Origin of the sequence: Alteromonas profundi, from assembly GCF_010500865.1 — a bacterium.
GTDB classification, from domain to species: Bacteria; Pseudomonadota; Gammaproteobacteria; order Enterobacterales; family Alteromonadaceae; genus Alteromonas; species Alteromonas profundi.
This window is the reverse complement of the sequence record NZ_JAAAWN010000010.1, coordinates 133,873-157,483: the sequence shown is the minus strand read 5'-3', so window position 1 is coordinate 157,483 and position 23,611 is coordinate 133,873. Positions and strand designations below refer to the sequence as shown.

Genomic DNA, 23,611 nt, shown 5'->3' with positions numbered 1-23,611 from the left:
TTCAACTTGGTCTACAACTGCCAGTTTAAAAGCGAGTGAATAATCACGTTGAGTTCTTTTGCTATTTGATTTCATTGCACTCTCCAAATTAAGTTTGAAAAGTGTCAACGCTATTTAGGATGGGTCACTTAAATGAAAAGCGGTGTAATTACACCGCTTTTTTTGTACCTGATAAAGGGCTAGCTTGTACTTGCGTGGCTAAAAACGGCTTGCTTTTGTTTACCTGCGCTCTTACTTTTAAGCCAAATAACACGCGACTTACCACGTTTGTTTTTGCCAATTCGTATGTAACTGCGCACCCTGCAAGGGTGAGTGATAAAATAACCACAAATTGCAGCCCAATAGGTAGCCCTATACTGTGCAATGAATATGCAGCAACCACGATTATCGTTTGATGCATCATGTAATAAGGGAGAATTCCGCCATTTAAATACCTCACCCAGCTATAGGGCTTACTTAAATAGCGTATACCAAACCCAAGGACGGCGGCCAGCCATGCCCAATGATTGACAACCACGACGTATCCGACAAAAATGCGAAACCACCAACTTTCCTCCATCCAAGTACCAACGGGGCCGAATACATCGTGTCTATCTGCGATGATCAGTAAGTACATTGTTAGCGCAACCACAAGGCTTATGTAGCGCCAACGCACGAATGCTAGCCAAAGAGTCGGACGTAAAATCACCACCGCTCCAACCAGCATTACCAGCATATACTTAGCGTGGCTATACCAATCGTTTAACAGGTCGTGCGTAGTTGGGTAGCGACTTTTAAGCATTAGCCAAACCACCAACATGGCTGTACACGTTAATACACTAAAAACAGCAAAATTAAGAGGCAATTTACCTACCTGTGCTAATAGTGGAAAAAGCACGATGAGTATAAGAGAATAAACCCATAAATAGGGTAAAAACCAAAGGTGATTCCAAGTTAAAAGACCAATATCGGACTGTCGCTCCTTTAGCCACTGTGTATTGGGGTTAATGTATTCTAAATAAAATTGGAAAAAACTCCTGTCTATTGTCCCATTAACCGTCCACTCTATATAAACTTGTGGCGCCACTATCACGAACATTCCAAATAACAGCGGTATTAACAGGCGCTGTGTTCGTTGACCAACGAGTACGAATGCATGTTTAAAGTAGCTTATTAAATTAACGCGTATTCGGGTTAGTAGTACGGTAAGTACCATTGAAGAAATTAAGAACAGCAAAGACATGCGCCATTGATTACTCAATATCATAATGTCTTGCAGCCACGCTTGGGGTTGCTCGCTTTTAATATGCCAACCCCACTCCAGCACATAGTACATTCCAATGTGATACAAAATTAGAATGCCAAAGGCGATAACCCGTAGCGCATCAAGGGCATGGTATCGCGTTTTAATTGCTTTGCTTTTGCCATGCTCTAGGCTCCCTGCTTTATTTAATGCTTGCGACATTGTTCTAGCTCCTATTAAATGAGGTAAAAATGCCATTTGATTTAACGTTCTTTGTGCGAGTTACACTAGCGTAGAGTGACGAATTTATAGGGTTTAAGGGGTAAGCGGTGGGTAGCAGGGACGAAAAATTTAGCCAATTTCTTCGCAATACAGAGCACTACCACCCTCGGGCAGCTTTTCTCTTATTAGTGCTCTATTTATTTTTAAATAACACCATTAATGCCGCTTCAGATTGGACAGAAATTACCCGCGACCCGTACAGCACCACCGAGATGTGGGAGCCCTACCTTTGGGAATACTCAAGTGCGCTGGCAACCGCTTTATTGTGTATCCCCCTGGTTTTTTTCATTCGTAAGCTAGATGCTTCTTCATGTGGGGCTAAAACGTGGCTTTTAGCGCACCTTTTGTTTGCCACTGTATTTTCAATCGCCCATGTCGCCTTAATGGTCACTTTCAGAGAAATTAGCTACCTCTTTTTTGCGAAAGAATATAATTTTGGCCCATTGTGGCGTGAATTTTTATACGAGTATCGTAAGGATATTTGGGGCTACGCCACCCTCATATCTCTTTACTATATTCTTTTATTTAGTTACCGAAGACTGATTGGCGAAGCGGCGATTATTAACGAGCATCAAGCGAGTGAGTTAAATAAGATAAGTGAGAGCACGACAGAACTCCCTGCCCACTTACTAGTAAAGAAACTAAACAAAGAGTTTCTGGTTAGATTATGTGATGTTTACTGGATAGAGGCCTCGGGTAATTATGTTAATTTACATACCTGTGACGCCACATTCCCGCTGCGCTACACGATGAAACAGTTTTGCGAACAAGCCTACACCAAAGGGTTTATTCGCACCCATCGCTCCTATGCAGTACAAAGTAACGTTATCGATAATATAACCTTTACCGACAGTGGCGATGGCACTGTAGTACTACGAAATGACATTAAAATCCCTATTTCAAGGCGTTACAAAGACGCACTGAAAGCACGGCTATCGCCCGTGATGGCTAAATAAAGCCCATAAAAAAAGCTAGTTCAAGAACTAGCTTTTTCGTTTTATTCGCTGTTTAGCTTTAACGCTAAGGCATAGGGTCTAAATCAGCGCCTTCTTTTTCTACCTGTGGCGGCATCAAGTCTTCTTTACTGATACCTAACGCCAACGCCACTGAACTTGCAATATAAATAGAAGAGTAGGTTCCTACAACCACACCAAACAACAAGGCTGTGGCAAAACCATGAATAAGCGCACCGCCCTTATAAAACAAGGCGACAAGCACCAATATGGTGGTTACCGAGGTGATAATCGTTCTATTCAATGTTTGCGTAAGCGAGATATTGATAATATCAATCGGCTCACCGTTACGAATTTTACGGAAGTTTTCACGAATACGGTCACACACAACGATGGTATCGTTAAGTGAGTAGCCTATAACCGCGAGCACAGCGGCAAGTACCGTTAAATCGAATTCTATTTGCAGTATGGAGAATAAACCAAGAGTAAGAATAACGTCGTGGGTAAGTGCTGAAACAGAGCCCAAAGCAAACCGCCATTCAAAGCGCATAGCTACGTAAACCAGTATGCAAATAAGTGCCACCAGCATCGCTAAACCGCCCTGCTCTGTTAACTCTTCACCTACGTTAGGGCCAACAAACTCAATACGGCGCATATCAACGGTAGTACCATCGCTACGCAGCGCTTCAAGTACCTGCTCACCAATAGTGGCGGCTTTTACACCGTCACGAGGTGAAATGCGTATAAGAACGTCTTGGCTGCTACCGAAGTTTTGCACGATTGCATCACCAAAATTGGCTTCGTTTAGCTTAGCGCGAATATCACCTAAGTTCGCCGCGTCTTCATAGCCCACTTCAATGAGGGTACCGCCTGTGAAATCGAGCCCCCAATTTAGGCTATTAACGCCAAGAGAAACAAACGAGCCAAGAATAAGTATTGTTGATAGCACCATCGCAGGAATGCGAAGGCGCATGAAATTGACGGTTTCGGATAACTTTAATAACTGCATAATGGGCTCCTTAAATCGCCAACTTCTTAATGCGCTTACCGCCCCACGTAGCGTTAACGATAACGCGCGTGACCAAAATAGCAGTAAACATTGAGGTTGCAATACCAATCATCAGCGTAATGGAGAAGCCTTTGATTGGACCTGTACCTACAGCAAACAAAATAAGACCAGCAATAAAGGTAGTAATGTTTGCATCTAAGATAGTTGAAAATGCGCTGTCGTAGCCTTGATGAATGGCTTGTTGTGGGCTTCGCCCATCCCGCAGTTCCTCTCGAATACGCTCGAAAATAAGCACATTCGCGTCAACCGCCATACCTACCGTTAATACGATACCTGCCATTCCCGGTAAGGTTAGGGTTGCCCCTGGTATCATTGACATAATACCAATAATCATCACCAGGTTCGTAATAAGCGCGATATTCGCTACAACGCCAAAGGCTTTATAGTAAATAAGCATAAAGACCAATACAGCAACCAAACCGTATACGATGGCCTGCATACCTAGCTCGATGTTTTCTTTACCTAGACTTGGTCCAACCGTACGCTCTTCAACAATTTGGATAGGAGCAATTAGCGCGCCGGCACGAAGTAACAAGGCTAAATCGCGAGCTTCTTTCGGTGAGTCTAAGCCGGTAATCTGGAATTTACTCCCGAGCTGCGCGCGAATGGTCGCAACTGAAATAACCTGCTCGTGTTTTTCGAAAATTAGCTTGCCATCAGCATTACGCTCGCCATTTGATTTATATTCGATAAACACCGTAGCCATTGGTTTTCCGATGTTGCCGCGGGTTGAACGTGACATCTTATTGCCACCTTCTGAATCAAGAGAAATATTGACGTTTGGTAAACCGTATTCATCTACACCGCTATTGGCATCAATAATATGACTGCCTGTTAGCATAATGCGTTTTTCGAGAAGTTGAGGAATACCCTGCTGGTCTTCAATGAGTTGCGAACCTGGAGGCACACGGCCGTTTATAGCGTCGCGCACATCGTTTCTCTGATCCACCATACGAAATTCTAACGTCGCTGTTGCATTCAGAATTTCTTTCGCTCTCGCGGTATCTTGAATACCCGGCAACTGCACCACTATACGCTCAGCACCTTGCTTTTGAACCAAAGGCTCTGCTACACCAAGTTGGTTTACACGATTACGAATAATGGTAATGTTTTGCTTTACTGCATTTTCGCGTATGGCTTGCAGCTTTGCTTCTGAAAACACCGCGCGAAGTATTAGGTCATCAACCTGCGTAAACGTAAGGTCGCGATTAGCATTGCGCAAAAAGAATTCCGCTTTATCAAGGGTCTCTTCATCTCTGAAGGTAATATCAATGTGGTTTTCTTTCTGGCTAACGCCACGGTAACGAATACCTTCTTCTCGCAATGAAGTACGGAAACTGCTCTCAGCATCTTCTAGCGACTTAGTAATAACTTCGGTCATGTCCACTTCCATTAAGAAGTGTACGCCACCGCGTAAGTCTAAGCCCAATTTCATTGGTGTCCCGCCTAAGCCTTCTAGCCACTCTGGCGTATCAGGCGCAAGGTTCATTGCAACAAAATAATCATCGCCTAATACCGCTTCTAACGCTTCTCGGGCCACAAGTTGAGTATCTGAATCTGAGACTCGCACAAGAATTTGTTCATCTTCGAACTCAATTCGTTTTGGCGTAATGTTTTTATCAGCCAAGGTTGCCTTTACTTGTTCAACCATCGACTCGGTGACCACCGCATCGCGGCCTGCGGAAATTTGTACCGCGTGATCTTCACCATAAATATTAGGAAGTGCGTAAAGGGCGCATAGTCCGATCACTATGATGGCACTTAACACCTTCCATATAGAGTTTTTATTTAGCACTGGATATTCCTTTCGTGCCTGAGCCGAGAAGGTCCCGGCCCCGGCGTTTGTCAATTACAGCGACTTCATTGTACCTTTTGGTAGCACAGCTGTTACCGACGACTTTTGTACTACAATGTTATTTGCATCGTTTAGAGCCATTTCGATGAAATCTTTCTCTTCTGATACCTTAGTAATACGCCCTACTAAACCACCTTGGGTAAGCACTTCATCACCCTTGCTTAATGACGAAACTAAGTTTTTGTGCTCTTTTACGCGTTTTGCTTGTGGACGATATAATAGAAAGTAAAAAATTAAACCGAATACGGCCAACATGATAAGCATTTCCATGCTACCGCCTTGCTGACCACCTGCCGATTGCGCGTACGCGTTTGATATAAATAGGCTCATAAATTTCCCCAGTAATTTTCGTTGTTATAGTGCCGGAACCGGCAACCCTTTTTGTTCATAGAAAGTGTTTACGAATTCATCGAGTGCATCTGCATCAATGGCATCACGAAGCCCTTGCATAACGCGCTGATAATAGCGAAGGTTGTGGATCGTGTTCAACCGCGCGCCAAGAATTTCGTTACACTTATCCAAGTGATGTAAATAGGAGCGAGAATAGTTTTTACAAGTGTAACAGTCACATTGTTCATCTAGCGGCGAAGTATCGTTGCGATGTTTGGCATTGCGAATTTTAACGATGCCTTCGGTAACAAATAAATGTCCGTTACGTGCATTTCGGGTAGGCATAACACAATCGAACATATCAATGCCTCTGCGTACCGATTCAACCAAGTCTTCAGGTTTACCTACGCCCATTAGGTAACGCGGCTTATCTTGTGGGATCTTAGGTGCGGTATGCTCGATTATGCGGATCATATCTTCTTTCGGTTCACCCACCGAAAGACCACCAATGGCGTAACCATCAAAGCCGATTGCTTCAAGCCCAGCAAGTGATACATCGCGAAGGCCTTCGTACATTCCACCTTGAATAATTCCAAATAGCGCCGCCGGGTTATCGCCATGTGCTTCTTTACTACGTTTTGCCCAACGTAGCGACATTTCCATAGACACACGCGCTTCCTGCTCGGTAGCGGGAAATGGCGTACACTCATCGAATATCATAACGATGTCGGAACCAAGATCGCGCTGAACTTCCATAGACTTCTCAGGCGTCAGCAGTATTTTTTCACCATTAATTGGCGAGCGAAAGGTTACACCTTCTTCGGTAATTTTCCGTAGATCACCGAGACTAAATACCTGGAAACCACCTGAATCGGTAAGAATAGGCTTATCCCAGTGCATAAAATCGTGCAGATCTCCGTGTTCGCGGATAACCCCTGTGCCAGGACGAAGCATTAGGTGAAAAGTATTTCCAAGACAAATGTGTGCACCACTGTCTTTTAGCTCTTCAGGTGTCATCCCTTTTACCGTGCCGTATGTTCCCACGGGCATAAAAGCCGGGGTCTCTACCACACCACGATCAAAAACCAAACGCCCGCGTCTGGCTTTACCATCGGTTTTTAACAACTCAAATTGCATGTAAAGCGTTCCCAAATATAGGCGCCCGAGGCGCTGGGTAAAATGTAAAATTGGCGGCGATTATACCAGTTATTGAGTGGAGATCATGCCCAATCGGCATCTTTATCCTTGAATCGCCCATAATATCTGTTGTACGACAAGCCTTAGTCTAGCTTCACTGATACTAACTATGCCTTTTCGATGTACATGCTATCGCCATAGCTGAAGAAGCGATAAGATTTATCGATGGCTTCGGCATAAGCCTGCATCACATTTTCTCTTCCTGCAAATGCGCTGATAAGCATCATAAGTGTGGACTCAGGAAGGTGAAAGTTGGTAAACATGGCATCAATTACTTTGAAATTAAATCCTGGGTAAATAAATATCTCAGTATCGGAATAAAAAGGCGCAATAATGGCCTCTTCGGTGGCTTGTGCCGCAGACTCTAACGAACGTACCGAGGTAGTGCCCACCGCAATAACCCGTTTACCCTTGGCTTTAGTAGCAAGCACTGCGTCTACCACCTCTTGCGGAACTTCTGCATATTCTGCGTGCATCTTATGTTCATGGATATTGTCTACGCGTACGGGTTGAAACGTACCCGCCCCCACATGTAACGTCACAAACGCTAAATTTACGCCTTTAGCTTTTAACGCTGCTAATATTTCATCGTCAAAATGTAGTCCTGCAGTAGGGGCGGCCACAGCACCTGGTTTTTCATTATAAACGGTTTGATAGCGTTCTTTATCTGTTTGCTCGTCGGGGCGGTCTATATATGGCGGCAAGGGCATATGACCGTATTTCTCAAGCATAAGTAGTACATTTTCCTGGTGCTCGAAACGCAATAGGAACAAAGCCCCCTCGCGCCCTTCTACAGTAACATTTACCTTATCTTCGAGAGTGAGTTTGGTGCCGGGTTTAGGGGCTTTACTGGCGCGCACGTGGGCAACAGCCGTATGCTCACCGGTAATGCGCTCAATAAGTACTTCAACCTGCCCACCGGTTTCCTTTTTACCAAGCAATCTGGCAGGGATAACACGAGTGTTGTTAAACACTAATAGGTCGCCCGAATCTACCAAATCAAGCATGTCGGTAAACATACTGTGTTTAGTTTCACCAGTTTTACCATTTAGCTGTAAAAGCCGACTAGCACTTCTATTTTCTGTGGGATATTTGGCGATGAGATGTTCAGGCAGCGTAAAGCTAAAATCAGATAGTTTCATATTTTACTTATTCGACAACATACGAGTTAACACAATAGATAGAAATATTATTTCGTATTTAATTTGCAAGACAGTGTATTTAAGACGAAAGACAAAACAGCGCATCATATAATCATGGGCTTCACCTAGCATATAGAACACCGAGTATTGCGGCTAATACTCACCTATGAACCGCAATACGGTGACACAACAAACAGTGATGGAAGCCGTAACCTTAAATGGTTAAGCTTTACCCCAGATAATGATGATGTTCTCCCTTAACATTCTTATCCTTAATACCCGACCTATGTTGGGTATTTTTTTATGCGGCGCATTTTACCCTTTTGTGTCGTCGAAATCAGTTAAGATTTCCTCAATTAATGCCGCATCGACAGGGCGCGCTTTCAGCACGTATAAAATTTGCATAAGTAAGTCAGCCCCCATTATTCCTTTGTTCACTTTATTTCTTAAGTTATCAGCACTTTGTTCAACACCAATATCGGCTAATCGTAAACTCAGCCCTTGATATTTAACGCCCCGCACCGACATTTCAGACTTAACCAGGCGAGCTACGGTTTGTCGCCATGCATTTTTAGCACTCAAAAAACACCCCAAATGTGACTTATAATTTACAAAAACACACTTTTTTACACATAAAAAGCATATTCGTTATTGACGATTATGGCAGATAGTGGCTACACTGCAAGTCAAGATTATTGGCGAATGCAAAAATACTGGGTACAGTAGCGTTCGACATTATCGCTTCAATATTAATAGGAGAACTGTATGAGTTGGGATCTAGGAAGCATCGAGAGCTTATTTAAAGATCACGATGACTTTGTGGTGACACGTGAAGAGAATTGCTTATTGATTGCAAATCAAGACGGCATAGATGCGTGGTTGGCAATAAGTGGTGAACAGATACTGGTAGAAAGTCTTTTGTTTGCTGCCGCTGAAGTTAAAGATAAACCCGCGCTCGATCATGAAATATTATCTAGCCATATGGTGTTTCCTCTTACAACTGTGGGCATCTCAACCATAGGTGACGAAGAGTACTACACCGCCTTTGGCGCACTAAGTGCGCAGTCAAAAGCGCAAAGTATTGTTATTGAAGTAGAGACCTTGTTTCAAAACGTTGCATCGTTCCTTGATGCGTATGAAACACACCTTAAGTAAAAATTTCTTCTAAGGAGAAGCGAATGTCAGTGTGGAAAAAATTAGTAACTGCAGTTAAAGGTGGTGCAACGGAGGCAGCACAATCGGTGGCCGATAGCCAGGCTATTCGTATACTCGAACAAGAGATACGTGAAGCTAAAGAAGAACTGCGCAAGTCAGATCATGCGCGTACGCAAATTTTAGCTAAGTGTAAATTATCACAGCAAAAAGTTGATAGCTTCAACGCGTCTATTGAAGAATATGAGGCCCATGCACGAAAAGCTATTGATAGCGATAGACAGCTGGCGCTAGATTGTGCACAAAAGGTGTCAGAGCTAAAAGATGAACGGGAACAAGAACAGACTTATCTTGACCAGTTTAAACAATCTGAACAACAACTTGCTCACAATATTCAACAAGCAAAGGCGAATTTACGTCGTCTTGAACAGCAGGTTGATATGGTGAAGGCCACGGAAAGTGTGCAAAAAGCACAAGTTGCGGTGTCATCACGTCATATGGGCGCAAACAGCAAAATGAAAACGGCTACAGAGTCGCTATCGCGCATTCAAGAAAAGCAAAAGATGCGTAATGCTGAGCTGCAAGCTGCCGAAGAACTCGCAAGCGATGAGTCAAGCAGTGACCTAGAAAAACGTCTCGCTGAGGCGGGGATTAAGGGCGGTAGTACCTCCGCTGATGATGAGCTTGCCCGTATTCTTGGCAAATAATACTACGCAAAACGGGAACCTCGAGGTTCCCGTTTTCATTACTATGTTTAAGATTAAAATATCCAGTGAGTAATAATACAGAGAAATCACCCTACCCTTTAGCGCCATGGATTAAAGTACGTAGGATCATGTTGCAGTATTTCGCTGAGTCGAGGTGGTACACCATATTGGGCGCTACTGGTTTTTATGCCATAAGCAGCTACTGGTTATTGTACGCAGCGAACGAGCAAGCCCTTGTCAATCAGGTGGACTTTATCTATTGGCTAGCTGTAACAGCGTCAACCGTAGGGTATGGCGATCTGTCGCCTCAAACATCTGCGGGTAAATTAATTGTTGCGCTTTATGTCATCCCCCTGGGCTTAAGTATATTTGCCATGGTCATTGGACGTATTGCGGCATGGGTTTCTGAACAATGGAAAAGAGGGCTAATGGGCATGACAGACCTACAACTAAATAACCACATTCTGGTCATTGGCTGGAATGAACAGCGCACCCTGTTACTGTTAGACTTACTGCTACAAGAACGGGAAGCCATGACAGTACGCCCAGATATCGTATTGTGTGTAAAGGCCGATATTAGCAATCCGCTGCCCGGAATAATCGAGTTTGTAAAAGTAGACTCCTTTAATAAGGACGAAGATATGGACCGCGCCTGTGTAAGCACCGCGCAGACCATATTAGTCGACAACCCCCAAGATGATGTGACGATGACCACAGCGCTGTATTGTTCAAAGCGCAATCCTAATGCCCATCAGGTCGCCTACTTTAACGATGATAGTCTTGTCGCGTTGCTTCAAGATCACTGCCCTAAAGTAGAATGCACCCCTAGTGTAGCAGTTGAAATGCTCGCTAAAGCGGCATTTGACCCAGGCTCAAGTGCGTTACATCACGACTTATTAAGCGTAGATGAAGGACAGGCTCAGTTTTCAGTAAAGGTTCCCTTAGATAGCCCAGATATTTCTGTGGCCAAGTTATTCTTGAACTTGAAAAAACGTCATGACGCTATATTTATTGGTTACGCGCCTAAGGGGCACGTGAAAGAAATGGTTGTCAATCCCCCGTTAGAGGCCACTCTACACCCTAGCGATACCCTATTTTACATTGCCAAGCGGCGTATAAATGACATCAATTGGCAATCACTAAACGCGGATTAAACCAAATAGTTTGTGTAGCCCGTTTAGATAGCACAATGTAGTACCCATACGAATGCCTAATGGAGCCTGTTATGTTCAGCAAGCTATTTAAAAAACGTGAACCGCAAAAACCAAAAACGCCTGAAATAATGGGGCTTTACTTAGGCGGCTCTTTTGAATTGGACGATTTGAAACTTTCCTTACTAGAGCCCTCTCTTGTTATTGACGGCGCGGCCCGCTCCCATCTGATTCAAGCTGTAGGTGAAGCCCCACTCGATACCGGCGGTACCCTTATGCGCTTTTATACCGATGATGACGCCTTTTTACAGGTCGTGTTAGACGGTGGGTTAAGTGAAAATAATATAACTGATGTAAAACTATGGCATTTTTATAATACCCAAACCATTGGCTCTCAGGCGCAATGGGATAAATGTGTCAATAACCTTATTAGTCAGCCTACATACGACCTAGAAGGGAATACGTATACACGTGTATGGGAAGCTATAGGCGAGGTTTCGCCGCCTGTGGCAGTAACCGAAACCACGTATGAAGAAGATGGTGACATAAGTAAAACCGACCAATTTATGATGCTCTACGAACGTGAGCTTGAAAATGATAGAGTAGAGTCACTATTAGTGGTGGGCGAAGAAAAGCAGGTAGGAAATAACCTTGATCGTTGCTTGGTTATTTCCACCGGCTTCGATATTCAACCTGCCGACATAACCATTAACGGCTAAATTTAAGGATTTTGTATGGAAACTATTATGCAGTCATTGGCTGGCCTGGATAATTTCGCATTGTACTTCGGGCTATCAATTATCTTTCTGTTCGTTTTCAAGCTTGTATACGCCATGGTAACGCCTCACGATGAGTGGAAGCTGGTAAAAGAAGAGAAAAACGTGGCTGCCGCTATCGGTTTTGCTGGCGCTATAGTCGGCTTTGCCATCGCATTAGGTAGTGCAGCCTCAAACTCGGTAGCGCTGGTAGATTTCATTATATGGGGGCTAGTGGCTATTATTGCGCAATCTTTGGCATTCGCCATTTTACGTTTTACCTTTATGCCCAAAATTGCACAACGTATTAGTGACAATGAAGTGTCGGCAGGCGTGATGCTAGCAGGTATATCGATTGCTGTAGGCTTATTAAACGCGGCCTGCATGACCTATTAGGGGGAGCTATGTCGAATAATACCGTAAAAGAATTATCTAACGAGGCCCAGCCACACACGCGCAAAAGAAGCACAATTAATGTGGCTAAAATGCGTAAATCTTTTGCCCTTAAGCCTCTGGCTGTGGGGGTTGCCGGGGTATTGCTAAGCGCCTGTAGCGATAACCGTCAAGATGCTAAAATTTATACATCGGTAGATGAGTGTAAGCAAGACTTTCCTAGCGCTGTTGAAAAGTGTGAAGCCGCCTACCAAACAGCGACCAGCGAAGCTATGCGCACGAGCCCTCGGTTTCGCTCTGAATACGATTGCGAACATGAATTTGGCCCAAACCAATGTCAGGCTGTAAATACAAATAATGGCAGTTTTTTTATGCCATTTATGGCGGGTTTTATGGTGAGTCAGCTTTTGTCACCTAACCGCTATTACTCACAGCCATTATATACTTCTTATTCGTATAACTCGCCGTTTCGCTCTCGGTGGGTAACCGCAGATGGACAAGTATTTAGTGGTGATATACGTAAACGCAACTATCGTGTTCGCCCCGACTCATTTAAACCTAAACCCACAGTAAACCGCACTATGAAGCGAGGTGGTTTTGGTAGCAGCGTGCGAGCGAAGTCATCATGGGGAAGCAGTTCTCGTAAAGGTAGCTGGGGCGGATAACCTATGTTTAGAATGCCATGCCAGCCAAGAAAAGGCTGGCAGCAGCTGGCTACCGAATTCGGTTTTCATTTTCATACCATGTATGGCGAGCCCTATTGGGATGAAAGTGCTTACTATCAATTTTCGTTACAGCAAATAGAAAACGATATTGAAGACCCTAGTGCAGAACTTCACCAAATGTGTTTGGCAATTGTCGATGAAGTGGTTAAAAGTGAAGAATTACTCGAAAAATTTTGTATCCCTAGCCACCACTGGGACCTTGTAAGAGATAGCTGGCATCGCAGGGATCCTAGCCTATACTCACGCCTTGATCTTGTTTACACGGGAAAAGGGCCTGCGAAGCTGCTTGAAAACAATGCGGATACGCCTACCAGTTTATACGAATCAGGTTTTTGGCAATGGTTATGGCTTGAACAGCAGGTTAACGCTGGTGTATTGCCCCGCAATAGCGATCAGTTCAATAGTCTTCAAGAAAAGCTCGTAAACCGATTTAAGGAAATCAGTTATCACTACGGCATTGGGCAAATGCATTTTGCCTGTTGCAAAGACACCGCAGAAGACCGAGGAACAGTACAATACCTGCAAGACTGCGCGAAAGAAGCGGGGCTCGCAGCAGACTTCGTATTCGTTGAAGATATTGGCATTGCCGATACCGGCGTTTTTACTGATTTAAGCGATAGACCAATCACCGATTGTTTTAAGCTATACCCGTGGGAATTTATGCTAAATGAAGAGTTTGGCGACTTGCTTAGTGGTGCTAACGTTAATTGGATAGAACCTTCGTGGAAGTCAATCTTGTCGAATAAGGCGTTGATGGTCTTACTATGGGCGCGTTTTCGCGACCACCCTAATTTATTGCCGGCCTATTTTGCAGGTGATGCGGGGGCTGACACGGCCACAGGTAAATGGATAAAGAAACCTATTTTCTCTCGCGAAGGCGCCAATATTTCACTTATTGATAATGGCCATGAAGCTACCCTTAGCCCTGGGCCCTACGGTGAAGAAGGTTACATCGTGCAAGCCCTCGCTCCTCTACCCGTTTTCGACGGTAATCATACCCTTATTGGTAGCTGGTTAGTTGACGATATGCCAGCGGGAATTTCCGTACGAGAAGATAATACTGCAATCACCCAAGATCTTTCCCGTTACCTACCGCATATTATCCTCTAACGGATAACCTTTTTATTAATATCGGGCTTTACGTAAGGATAAGCTGTTATGAAACCACTGTCATTTCAACTTCGCATGTTGCTTACTTTGGGGGCGTTTTTAATTCTATTGGAAGTAGTGAACCTACTCACAGGCAATAGTCTTAATCAGTTTGGCGTAGTACCTCGCTCTCTCGCCCACTTACCCTATATATTTACCGCCCCCTTCTTACACGGGTCTCCTTCTCATTTAATGGCAAATATATTCCCGCTGTTATTATTTATGTGGCTATCTATGCAATGGGGAAAGCGAACGTTTTTGCTCGCCACCGCTAGTGCGTTAATTGTCGGTGGTTTAGGGGTATGGTTATTTGCCAGGACCGCAGTACATATCGGCGCCAGTGGTATGGTATACGGGTATTTTGGCTTCTTAGTACTGGCCGGATTTAAGAGTAGAAAAATTAAGTACCTTATTATTTCGGTGGTTGTGGCAATAATATATGGCGGAATGATAATGGGCATCCTACCTACATCACGCTTTATTTCGTTTGAATACCACCTATTTGGCTTTCTAGGCGGATTAATTGCCGCTTGGTATTGGGCGCGCTGAGCGGTTAACGTATAATCGCAGACAACAATGAGTAAATGTAATCTATTATGACAACAACCCAAGCTCCACAAAAAAATCAGGGCTTTTTCGGCAATCTCGCCTTCAATATTATTATCCCTGTGGTATTAATGAGTTATGCCAGCTCCGAAGACTACTTAGGTCCCGCATGGAGTATTGTCGCCGCGCTTAGCTTCCCCATTGGTTACGGCTTATGGGATTTAAAGCAATCGGGCAAAGTTAATGGCTTTTCCATATTAGGTATTATTAGCGTTTTGCTTACCGGGGGCTTCAGCTTGCTAAAACTCCCTGCGGAATATATCGCAATTAAAGAAGCAGCTATTCCAGGTTTAATTGGCATTGCTGTTTTAGTTACGCAGTATTCTGATAAGCCACTGGTGAAAATGCTTATTCTTAATGACCAAATCATTAATTGGCCACGGTTAAATCAAGTACTCGATAGCCAGGGTAAGCAGACGGAGTTTAAAAAGAAAGTGGCAGTAAGCTCGTATATTGTGGCTTGCTCTTTTTTCCTGTCCTCGGCGCTGAATTACATTTTAGCCAAAGTGATTTTAGTTAGTGAACCGGGTACCACGGCCTATACAGAAGAATTAGGCCGTATGACTGCATTAAGCTACCCCGTCATCGTTATACCTAGCATGGTTTTACTGATAGCGGCCCTTTGGTATTTATTTTCTCAAATTAAGAAAATTACCGGCCAAGAGCTTGACGATTTTATAAACCAATAGCCCATTCTATAGGGTCATTGTTTCCTCTTTCCCAAGCAAACGTAGAGTAGTGTTTGACGACACTACTCTAATACACCGACCAACTAATACGCTTGCTTAGCGAGGTTAACGCAGCCACGCCTAATTGCGAGTTGCCCACGGTGTTTAACGCAGGGGAAAACACGCATATAGAAAAACGCCCCGGCACTACCGCAATAATTCCGCCGCCTACGCCACTTTTACCAGGCAACCCCACTTTAAACGCAAAACTTCCAGCTTCATCATACATACCACTGGTGGCCAATAACGCATTAACTTGGCGGTTTTGGCTAGGTGTAAGTACCTGCTCATTTGCACAGACAGAATAACCGCGATTAGCCAAAAAGTTGGTTGCCCGGGCTAAATCCACACAACTCATCTCAATAGCACAATTACTAAAGTAACTATGCAGCACATCATCAACTTCATTTTCAAAGTTATTGTACGCTTTCATTAAATAAGCCATGGCGGCATTTCTTGCTCGAAATTCAAATTCTGAATCTGAGACATCTCTATTAGCAATTATTTCATCGTTGCACGATAGTCGCTTTACAAAATCACGCATACCAATATGGGGCGAAGCGAAGCGCGACTCATTCATGTCGCTTACCACCAGCGCCCCTGCATTAATAAATGGGTTGCGAGGTATGCCTTGTTCGTATTCTAGTTGAACAAGAGAATTAAACGGTAAGCCTGAAGGTTCACATCCAACCCGGTCCCACATCGACTCTCCGTAATGGTTTATCGCCAAAACAAGGTTGAATACTTTGGAGATACTCTGAATAGAAAAGGGCACATTGGCATCGCCAATATGTGTGATATTGCCATGAATATCACACACCGCGATGCCAAATTGATACGGGTTGACGGTGGCAAGTGCAGGAATATAGTCTGCTACTTTGCCCTGCCCCAGCATAGGCTTTATCTCATCAAAGATACTTTTGAGCAGCATCTCCATGTTAGTACTTTCATCTACTGACAACGCCAATCATCCTTGAAGTCACAGTCGTTTGAACCGGCGCTGCCATCATTTAGCTCAACATTTATATCAACACTATCGCCATTGTGAGGCCTATTGTCGATAAAGCGAAAAATCTTTTTGGCAATGTCAGTATTGTCTATTTGACCCGTGAAGGCTTGTTTGCCCGCGCCAAAAGCGAACACTTCTACATCTACCCCTGTATGGCCGGAAGACGTCCAGCCCGTATTCGTTTTGCTATCAAGGAAGGCTTTTATAGCCCCATAGCGGGCTTCTTCGTCTAAGCTAGCTACTTTGGCGAAATGGGCCAATTCTTCGCTATTTAACTCGAAACCTAATGTTTGTGCCATGTACTGCCCAACGTCCTCCTGTTCACCTAACGCTTTTGCCATGGTTTCGGCAGAGGCCTTTAAGTTGCGAAGATACTCAGGAAACCAAAGGTAATCGCCATTAGCACCAATCGTTAATCCCCCGGTACTATGATCGGCCGTTAGAATAACTAAGGTGTCAGGATTTTCTTCTACATAGGTTCTTAGATAGTTAAGGGTTTGAGCGAGGTCGTGCATTTCAGCCATTGCAGAACCAATATCGTTAGCGTGTCCGGCCCAGTCTACTTGGCTTGCTTCAACTAATAAGAAAAAACCATTATCGTTTTCTAAATGCTTGATGGCGTGCTGTGTTAGATACTCCAAACGGTTTTTACGCTTATCGTCGAGTACTTTGGGTAAGGCTACAGGCGCAAATAAACCAATAACATTACTGCCGGTGGGAATACTCGCCAGACGATTGTAGCTATCCGCGTAGGCATAACCTGCGTCGATAAATTGCGCAAGCACATCTCGGTCTTCACGTTCAAAGTAGCTGGTTCCACCGCCTAACATAACATCAGCCACAAATTCACCATTAACTCTTACGTCATAAAAATCATCAGCGATGGCATTATAGTTTTTACGGCTTTCATTGTGAGCGATATAAGATGCCGGTGTGGCATGCACAATTTGTGAAGTAACGGCCAAGCCAGTACGCATTCCTTTTGCTTTGGCCCAATGCATAACAGATTGCAGAGGCTGTTTATCTACATCCACCCCTATAGCGCCATTATACGATTTTACCCCTGTAGCCAAGGCGGTTGCTGCGGCTGCTGAGTCGGTAACATAGCCAGAAACAGGCGCGGGATAGGTTGACGCATTGCCCACTAAAATATCGTCAAAAACAACTGTTTCAATTTCGGCCGTGGTTGCATCGTCAACATAGTTTCGATATGCCGTAGTATACGCAGGCCCCATACCATCGGACACCACCATAATGATATTTTTGGGTGCTGCCTTGCTCACCGCGACAGAGTGCTGTGCGTCAGTGACAGGGGATTCGCTAGTAGAGCTACATCCAACCGTAACGGCTATGGCTGAGCACAAAGCTAGCGTTTTACGAAATTTACATCTGATCATGAAAAACTTTCCTGCGTGTTTAATCAGTACCTGTAGGCGTAGGTACTATTATCAGTAATTAATATTAAGGGGTCGCGACTATTTAGATTGCAACACCGCGCTGAAATCAAAAACGCAACTGTACAACTTAAACAAACGGGGCCAACTCTAGGTGTGTTTAGTGTAAAACAGACGGCGGGCTACCACAAAAGTTTAAGGACTATTCACGCGATTGATAGGGTTTATACAAAATGAGGACCAGCAGAGGATGAAAATTACCACAGTGAGGCCTTCCTTGGGATTACATATTAAACTGTACCGCTAAGAAAGGTATTGCATGAAGTCTATCTCGACAAAATAACTATGCTATGCGGTAGTAGGCTTTCTTTCAGGCGTTTTCAACACGCTCCCTTCTAAAGCAAAAGGTAAATGTAGAACACATGGACCTTCTTAATCTCATAGTGGGCTTTTCAATTTGTTGGCAATAGGGAAACCGATGTAAGGACAAAATCGCACCTACACATTCACAGAGTGAATGACGGTAATGATAATAATATATTTTTATTATTATCCACCCCCTACTAGGATGAAATGGAACTTACACGAACGCCCTACAGCGTAATCGCAAACACGTTAAGAAAATTAATTATAGTCGGGAGAGACGCTCATGTCGCAATATCAACAAGACATCGATAACTTGGCCACCTTAAAAGCAGCACAAAAAGGTGCATGGGAAGGCATAAACCCAGAGTATGCCGCTCGCATGAAGGTTCAAAATCGCTTCAAAACAGGGTTAGACATTGCGCGTTACACTGCAGCTATTATGCGCAAAGATATGGCTGAGTACGATGCAGACTCGTCTCAATACACCCAATCACTTGGTTGCTGGCATGGTTTCGTTGGCCAACAAAAAATGCTATCGGTTAAAAAACACCAGGGCACAACCAGCAAAAGTTACCTCTATCTATCTGGCTGGATGGTAGCTGCATTACGTTCAGAGTTTGGCCCCCTGCCAGACCAATCTATGCATGAAAAAACCTCAGTATCTGCCCTAATTGAAGAGTTATACACGTTCCTTCGTCAGGCGGATGCGCGAGAACTAGGCGAGTTATTCCACAAACTAGATGATGCGAAAGCAAACGGTGGTGACGTAGCCGCAATTCAAGCTGAAATCGACAATTACGAAACTCATGTAGTACCTATTATTGCGGATATCGACGCAGGCTTTGGGAATGAGGAAGCTACCTACCTGCTAGCAAAACAAATGATTGAAGCAGGCGCCTGTTGTATCCAAATTGAAAACCAGGTGTCAGACGCTAAGCAATGTGGCCACCAAGACGGAAAGGTGACCGTACCTCACGAAGATTTCTTAGCTAAAATTAACGCCGTTCGCTATGCCTTCCTAGAGCTAGGCGTAGACGAAGGTGTTATTGTGGCGCGTACTGACTCACTTGGCGCAGGGCTTACCCAAAAAATTCCGGTATCAGCGAGCGAGGGCGACCTTGCAGCCCAATATAACACATTTCTCAAAACCACTGATGTAAACACTGCTGATGACCTTAACGAAGGTGACTTAGTGCTTAAACAAGGCGGTAAACTCGTGAAGCCAGAACGCCTACCCAACGGGTTATTTCGCTTCAAGGATAATACTGGTTTTGACCGTGTAGTACTAGATTGTGTTACTTCGCTACAACATGGCGCCGACTTACTGTGGATAGAAACAGAAAAGCCTCACGTAGGCCAGATTGCCGAAATGGTAAATGCAATACGTGAGCAGGTTCCGAATGCGAAGCTGGTGTACAACAACTCACCGTCGTTTAACTGGACGCTAAATTTCCGTCAACAAGTGTTCGATACTTGGGCTGAAGAGGGCAAAGATGTCTCTTCGTACGACCGCGCAAAACTTATGTCTGCCGATTATGACGACAGCGAGCTTGCAGCATTAGCTGATGAGAAAATTAAGAGTTTTCAAGCTGATGCGGCCCGTGAAGCAGGCATTTTCCATCACCTTATTACGTTGCCCACGTACCACACTGCCGCGCTGTCTACTGACAACCTAGCTAAAGGTTACTTTGGTGAAGAAGGTATGCTTGCCTATGTTCGCGGCGTACAGCGTCAAGAAATCCGCCAAGGTCTAGCCTGCGTTAAACACCAAGCAATGGCCGGTTCAGACCTAGGTGATACACACAAAGAGTACTTCTCTGGTGAAGGCGCGTTAAAAGCATCGGGTGAAGATAACACGATGAATCAGTTCGACGTTTAATACAAAGTATCCCAACCTTTCCTTTTAGGCACCCTCGGGTGCCTTTTTTTATTATTCAGTGAATTTATTTGGATAATACTTTCCTATACCTCTTAAAATAGTGGTGTCCATCGAAGAATAAAATAATAGCGAATTAAAAAACAGGTAGTTACACAACATTGCCCATCAAGCCTAAGACTAAAAGGTGATCTGACAAGCGCATAAAAACGCTTTACAATAGTCCTGTTTAATTGAATTTATAAAGAGCATTAGCATAATGAATATAGCAAAGGTCGATCTCAACTTACTGGTTTATTTAGATGTACTGCTACGCGAAGGAAGTGTGACCAAAGCTGCCAATCAATTGAGCATCACCCAACCGGCAATGAGTAATGGGTTAAAACGGCTAAGGGATCTATTTAAAGACCCCCTGCTTGTTCGAACCAGCGATGGCATGACCCCCACCAAACGCGCACTTGAGCTACAACCTATTATTCGTGATGTTTTAAGCCGCTTAGAAAACTCTATCCAGCCAGAAACTGACTTTGACCCGTTAACCAGCCATCGTACTTTTCGTATTATGACCAGTGATTATGCCGAGAGTACTCTTTTATTAGAGCTTGTAGGTAAGCTGGCCGTAATGGCCCCAAATATAACCTTAGATTTAATTACACCAAGCGATGTCACCTTTCACGATGTTGAACAAGGTAAGGTTGATATGGCTATCAATCGCTTTGAAGAGCTTCCGTTGTCGTTTCACCAAAAAGTAATCTGGTACGATACGTTTAGCTGTGTGATGAGTGCCGACCACCCTTTAGTAGCAAAGTGTGATTTAGAAAGTTACTTAAACGCACAACATATTTGGGTGAGTAAAACAGGCTTTGGTGTAGGAGTGGGCATCGACCCTAACGAAGTTCAAAAATTAGGTTGGGTAGACGCTGAGCTTACTAAAATTGGCAAACAACGTGCGATACGCGTATTTACTCGTCACTACCACGCTGCATTGCAAATTGCGAAAAACCAAAAGTTAATTGCGACACTGCCAAGCAAGGCGGCCAAGCTATTTAAAGATGATCCGGATGTCATTGTCAAAGAGCCTCCCTTTGATATCCCTCCTATCGCACTAAAAATGGCGTGGAGCGCGCTATTACATCACGACGCCGGACATATTTGGCTGCGCCGTTTGATTAGTGATGTGGCATCAGAAATGAATGGCGTCTAAGCCATTCATAGTAATGATGATAAACATAGAAACCATAAATTAAAAAATTACCTCGATACTCTCTACACTGAAACTACAAAACACGTATTGGGGTAGTTATGCAAAATTACATTACGCGAGGCCGGTTACAGGTTGCTGAACAGTTAGACACTTTTATTAATCAACAAGCGATGGTGAATACAGGCGTCTTACCTGAAACCTTTTGGCAGGGAGCGGAAGCCCTTTTCGCTGAATTCATTCCAAAAAACCGCGGGTTATTAGAAAAGCGTGAGCAATTACAACGCGCCATTGACGATTATCACAAAGCGGGTAATCCCGTATCTGGGCCTTCTTACAAAGCCTTTCTAAAAGAAATAGGGTACCTAGCCCCCCAACCTACCAACGTAAGTGCAGATACGACAAATGTAGATGCAGAAATTGCCAGCATGGCTGGACCTCAATTAGTAGTTCCAATTAATAATGCCCGCTATGCACTAAACGCCGTAAATGCCAGATGGGGGCGCTTATATGATGCGCTTTATGGCACCGATGTTATTAGCGATGAAGGTGGCGCAGAGGCGGGTAAAACTTACAATCCGGTGCGCGGCGCTAAAGTGGTAGAAAAAGCCAAGGCTTTTTTGGATGCAATAATACCGCTTAGCAAAGACAGTCATCAAAATGTGCATGAGTATCGTATTGACGGCGACACGTTAGCGGTAATGCTAGCGGACGGTACGTCGACGTGTTTGGCAAATAAAGCACAGTGGTTAGGCTACCAAGGCGAGGCGAACAAGCCTTCCACCTTATTGTTTGTTCACAACGGATTACACGTTGAAGTTCAAATAGATGAAAACCACCCTGTAGGAAAAACTGACCCAGCTCACGTAAAAGACGTTTACGTTGAAGCAGCGCTTACTACCATTATGGATTGTGAAGACTCGGTGGCAGCCGTGGACGCAGAAGACAAAACCTTGGTTTACAGTAACTGGTTAGGGCTAATGCAGGGCACGTTACGCCTTGAAATGAAAAAGGCTGGAAAAACTATCACCCGGGCCATGCACGCCGATAGAGAATATACCTCGTCTAATTCCAATGACACACAGAAAATAGTGTTACCTGCTCGAAGCTTAATGTTTGTGCGAAACGTGGGCCATTTAATGACAAATGACGCCATGCTTTTTGATGGTAAAGAAGTGCCAGAAGGAATTATGGACGGGCTAATTACGTCGTTAATAGGCAAGCACGACTTACTTGGCAATAGCGCATTTAAAAACAGTCGTGAAGGCAGCATCTATATAGTGAAGCCGAAAATGCATGGGCCAGAAGAAGTGGCTTTTTCAAATTCACTTTTTGCTGCTATAGAGAAGATTATTGATGTCCCCGAAAATACCATCAAGATGGGAATTATGGATGAAGAACGCCGAACCAGTGTTAACCTTCAGGCCTGTATAAACGAAGCTAAATCCCGCGTAGTATTTATTAATACCGGCTTTTTAGACAGAACAGGCGACGAAATTCATACCTCAATGTTAGCAGGTGCGTTCGCCGATAAAGCCACACTAAAAGCAATGCCTTGGATAAAAGCGTATGAAACCGCAAACGTCGCCGTGGGTTTACGCTGTGGTTTATCAGGGAAAGCGCAAATTGGTAAGGGAATGTGGCCGGTGCCTGATGAAATGAAAAACATGATGGAAGCGAAAGTTAGCCATCCAAAAGCAGGCGCGAACACGGCTTGGGTTCCCTCTCCTACTGCAGCCACTTTACATGCGCTGCACTACCATCAAGTCAATGTATTTGATGTTCAACAAAGCCTTGATGAAAATTTTGATGGGTTAAACGATATTCTAAGCATTCCCTTACTTGATAGTACTGACGGGTTATCGCCTGACATTATTAGCCGCGAATTAGATAATAATGTACAGGGGATCTTAGGCTATGTTGTTCGATGGGTACATCAAGGCGTGGGCTGCTCTAAAGTGCCTGATATTAATAATGTGGGCCTAATGGAAGATAGAGCAACCCTACGCATTTCCTCTCAGCATATTGCTAACTGGCTAGAACATGGCATCGTTAGCCCTGAGCAAGTTAACAGGTCTTTGCGAAAAATGGCAGTACTGGTTGATGAACAAAACGCTAGCGATAAAGAGTACATTCCAATGACACCTGATATAGAAAATTCCATTGGTTTTTTAGCGGCTAGTGACCTTATATTTAAAGGCAAGGAACAGCCAAGTGGTTATACAGAACCCTTACTTCATGCTCGTCGTCGCGAGATGAAAGCGAGATTAGCCGCAAAGGCATAATCACCTAATATAAGGTAATTAATTTACTCACATGCACACAAGCACCGCTAAACATAACAGTCTT

At 44.1% G+C, this 23,611-nt stretch carries 22 protein-coding genes; 13 read left to right on the top strand and 9 right to left on the bottom strand.

The annotated features are described in order from the left end of the window. Positions 1-148 precede the first annotated feature (148 nt). Positions 149-1,444 carry an acyltransferase family protein gene (locus GTH32_RS09655; protein WP_163085137.1) on the bottom strand — a complete coding sequence of 432 codons (1,296 nt, stop codon included), beginning with the start codon at positions 1,442-1,444 and terminating at the stop codon, positions 149-151. 107 nt (positions 1,445-1,551) lie between these two features. On the opposite strand from GTH32_RS09655, the gene GTH32_RS19725 reads away from it, so the two are divergent. Further along, entirely contained in the window at positions 1,552-2,460 is a 909-nt protein-coding gene (locus tag GTH32_RS19725; RefSeq protein WP_163085135.1) for a LytTR family transcriptional regulator DNA-binding domain-containing protein, read from the top strand. Positions 2,461-2,524: 64 nt separating this feature from the next. On the opposite strand, the gene secF is transcribed toward GTH32_RS19725, so the two are convergent. From secF to GTH32_RS09620, 6 genes are all read right to left on the bottom strand, one after another. Then, positions 2,525-3,466, bottom strand: coding sequence for a protein translocase subunit SecF (secF, locus tag GTH32_RS09645; RefSeq protein WP_163085133.1), 942 nt, complete (start codon positions 3,464-3,466; stop codon positions 2,525-2,527). Between the two features lie 10 nt (positions 3,467-3,476). Beyond that, entirely contained in the window at positions 3,477-5,321 is a 1,845-nt protein-coding gene (gene secD, locus GTH32_RS09640) for a protein translocase subunit SecD (protein ID WP_163085131.1), read from the bottom strand. A 54-nt stretch (positions 5,322-5,375) separates the two neighbouring features. Further along, positions 5,376-5,711 carry a preprotein translocase subunit YajC gene (yajC, locus tag GTH32_RS09635; RefSeq protein WP_163085129.1) on the bottom strand — a complete coding sequence of 112 codons (336 nt, stop codon included), beginning with the start codon at positions 5,709-5,711 and terminating at the stop codon, positions 5,376-5,378. A 24-nt stretch (positions 5,712-5,735) separates the two neighbouring features. Then, a complete protein-coding gene (tgt, locus tag GTH32_RS09630; protein WP_163085127.1) occupies positions 5,736-6,848 on the bottom strand; it encodes a tRNA guanosine(34) transglycosylase Tgt in 1,113 nt (370 codons plus the stop codon). A 167-nt stretch (positions 6,849-7,015) separates the two neighbouring features. Further along, positions 7,016-8,050: a tRNA preQ1(34) S-adenosylmethionine ribosyltransferase-isomerase QueA gene (gene queA / locus GTH32_RS09625; RefSeq protein ID WP_163085125.1), complete on the bottom strand. Its 1,035-nt coding sequence runs from the start codon at positions 8,048-8,050 to the stop codon at positions 7,016-7,018. Positions 8,051-8,365: 315 nt separating this feature from the next. Beyond that, positions 8,366-8,578, bottom strand: a complete 213-nt coding sequence (locus tag GTH32_RS09620) for a DUF6471 domain-containing protein (protein WP_246223210.1) — start codon at positions 8,576-8,578, stop codon at positions 8,366-8,368. Between the two features lie 237 nt (positions 8,579-8,815). Here GTH32_RS09620 and GTH32_RS09615 point away from each other — a divergent pair, with 237 nt between their 5' ends. The 9 genes from GTH32_RS09615 (at position 8,816) to GTH32_RS09575 (ending at position 15,377) form a co-directional block, all read left to right on the top strand. After that, positions 8,816-9,205: a DUF2170 family protein gene (locus tag GTH32_RS09615; RefSeq protein ID WP_163085121.1), complete on the top strand. Its 390-nt coding sequence runs from the start codon at positions 8,816-8,818 to the stop codon at positions 9,203-9,205. Positions 9,206-9,228: 23 nt separating this feature from the next. Then, positions 9,229-9,909, top strand: coding sequence for a PspA/IM30 family protein (locus tag GTH32_RS09610; protein WP_163085120.1), 681 nt, complete (start codon positions 9,229-9,231; stop codon positions 9,907-9,909). Positions 9,910-10,037: 128 nt separating this feature from the next. Next, positions 10,038-11,063, top strand: a complete 1,026-nt coding sequence (locus GTH32_RS09605) for a potassium channel family protein (protein ID WP_163085168.1) — start codon at positions 10,038-10,040, stop codon at positions 11,061-11,063. A 71-nt stretch (positions 11,064-11,134) separates the two neighbouring features. Next, positions 11,135-11,779 carry a YjfK family protein gene (locus GTH32_RS09600; protein ID WP_163085118.1) on the top strand — a complete coding sequence of 215 codons (645 nt, stop codon included), beginning with the start codon at positions 11,135-11,137 and terminating at the stop codon, positions 11,777-11,779. A 15-nt stretch (positions 11,780-11,794) separates the two neighbouring features. Continuing rightward, entirely contained in the window at positions 11,795-12,211 is a 417-nt protein-coding gene (locus GTH32_RS09595) for a DUF350 domain-containing protein (RefSeq protein ID WP_163085116.1), read from the top strand. 8 nt (positions 12,212-12,219) lie between these two features. Further along, entirely contained in the window at positions 12,220-12,873 is a 654-nt protein-coding gene (locus GTH32_RS09590) for a DUF1190 family protein (protein WP_163085114.1), read from the top strand. Between the two features lie 3 nt (positions 12,874-12,876). After that, positions 12,877-14,043 carry a glutathionylspermidine synthase family protein gene (locus GTH32_RS09585; RefSeq protein WP_163085112.1) on the top strand — a complete coding sequence of 389 codons (1,167 nt, stop codon included), beginning with the start codon at positions 12,877-12,879 and terminating at the stop codon, positions 14,041-14,043. Positions 14,044-14,091: 48 nt separating this feature from the next. Next, positions 14,092-14,631, top strand: a complete 540-nt coding sequence (locus GTH32_RS09580; protein ID WP_163085110.1) for a rhomboid family intramembrane serine protease — start codon at positions 14,092-14,094, stop codon at positions 14,629-14,631. Between the two features lie 47 nt (positions 14,632-14,678). Then, positions 14,679-15,377, top strand: coding sequence for a VC0807 family protein (locus GTH32_RS09575; protein ID WP_163085108.1), 699 nt, complete (start codon positions 14,679-14,681; stop codon positions 15,375-15,377). A gap of 67 nt (positions 15,378-15,444) precedes the next feature. Here GTH32_RS09575 and glsB read toward each other — a convergent pair whose 3' ends face one another. Continuing rightward, on the bottom strand, positions 15,445-16,353 hold the full coding sequence (gene glsB / locus GTH32_RS09570; RefSeq protein WP_163085166.1) for a glutaminase B: 909 nt from the start codon (positions 16,351-16,353) through the stop codon (positions 15,445-15,447). Between the two features lie 14 nt (positions 16,354-16,367). Beyond that, positions 16,368-17,822 (bottom strand): alkaline phosphatase, encoded by a 1,455-nt coding sequence (locus GTH32_RS09565; RefSeq protein ID WP_163085106.1) that lies wholly within the window; start codon positions 17,820-17,822, stop codon positions 16,368-16,370. A 646-nt stretch (positions 17,823-18,468) separates the two neighbouring features. Here GTH32_RS09565 and GTH32_RS09560 point away from each other — a divergent pair. From GTH32_RS09560 to GTH32_RS09550, 3 genes are all read left to right on the top strand, one after another. Continuing rightward, on the top strand, positions 18,469-20,064 hold the full coding sequence (locus GTH32_RS09560; protein WP_163085104.1) for an isocitrate lyase: 1,596 nt from the start codon (positions 18,469-18,471) through the stop codon (positions 20,062-20,064). Between the two features lie 256 nt (positions 20,065-20,320). Next, positions 20,321-21,265 carry a LysR family transcriptional regulator gene (locus GTH32_RS09555; RefSeq protein WP_163085102.1) on the top strand — a complete coding sequence of 315 codons (945 nt, stop codon included), beginning with the start codon at positions 20,321-20,323 and terminating at the stop codon, positions 21,263-21,265. Positions 21,266-21,363: 98 nt separating this feature from the next. Beyond that, the gene (locus GTH32_RS09550; RefSeq protein WP_163085101.1) at positions 21,364-23,547 is read left to right on the top strand and encodes a malate synthase G; all 2,184 of its coding nucleotides are present in this window, start codon (positions 21,364-21,366) and stop codon (positions 23,545-23,547) included. Positions 23,548-23,611 lie beyond the last annotated feature (64 nt).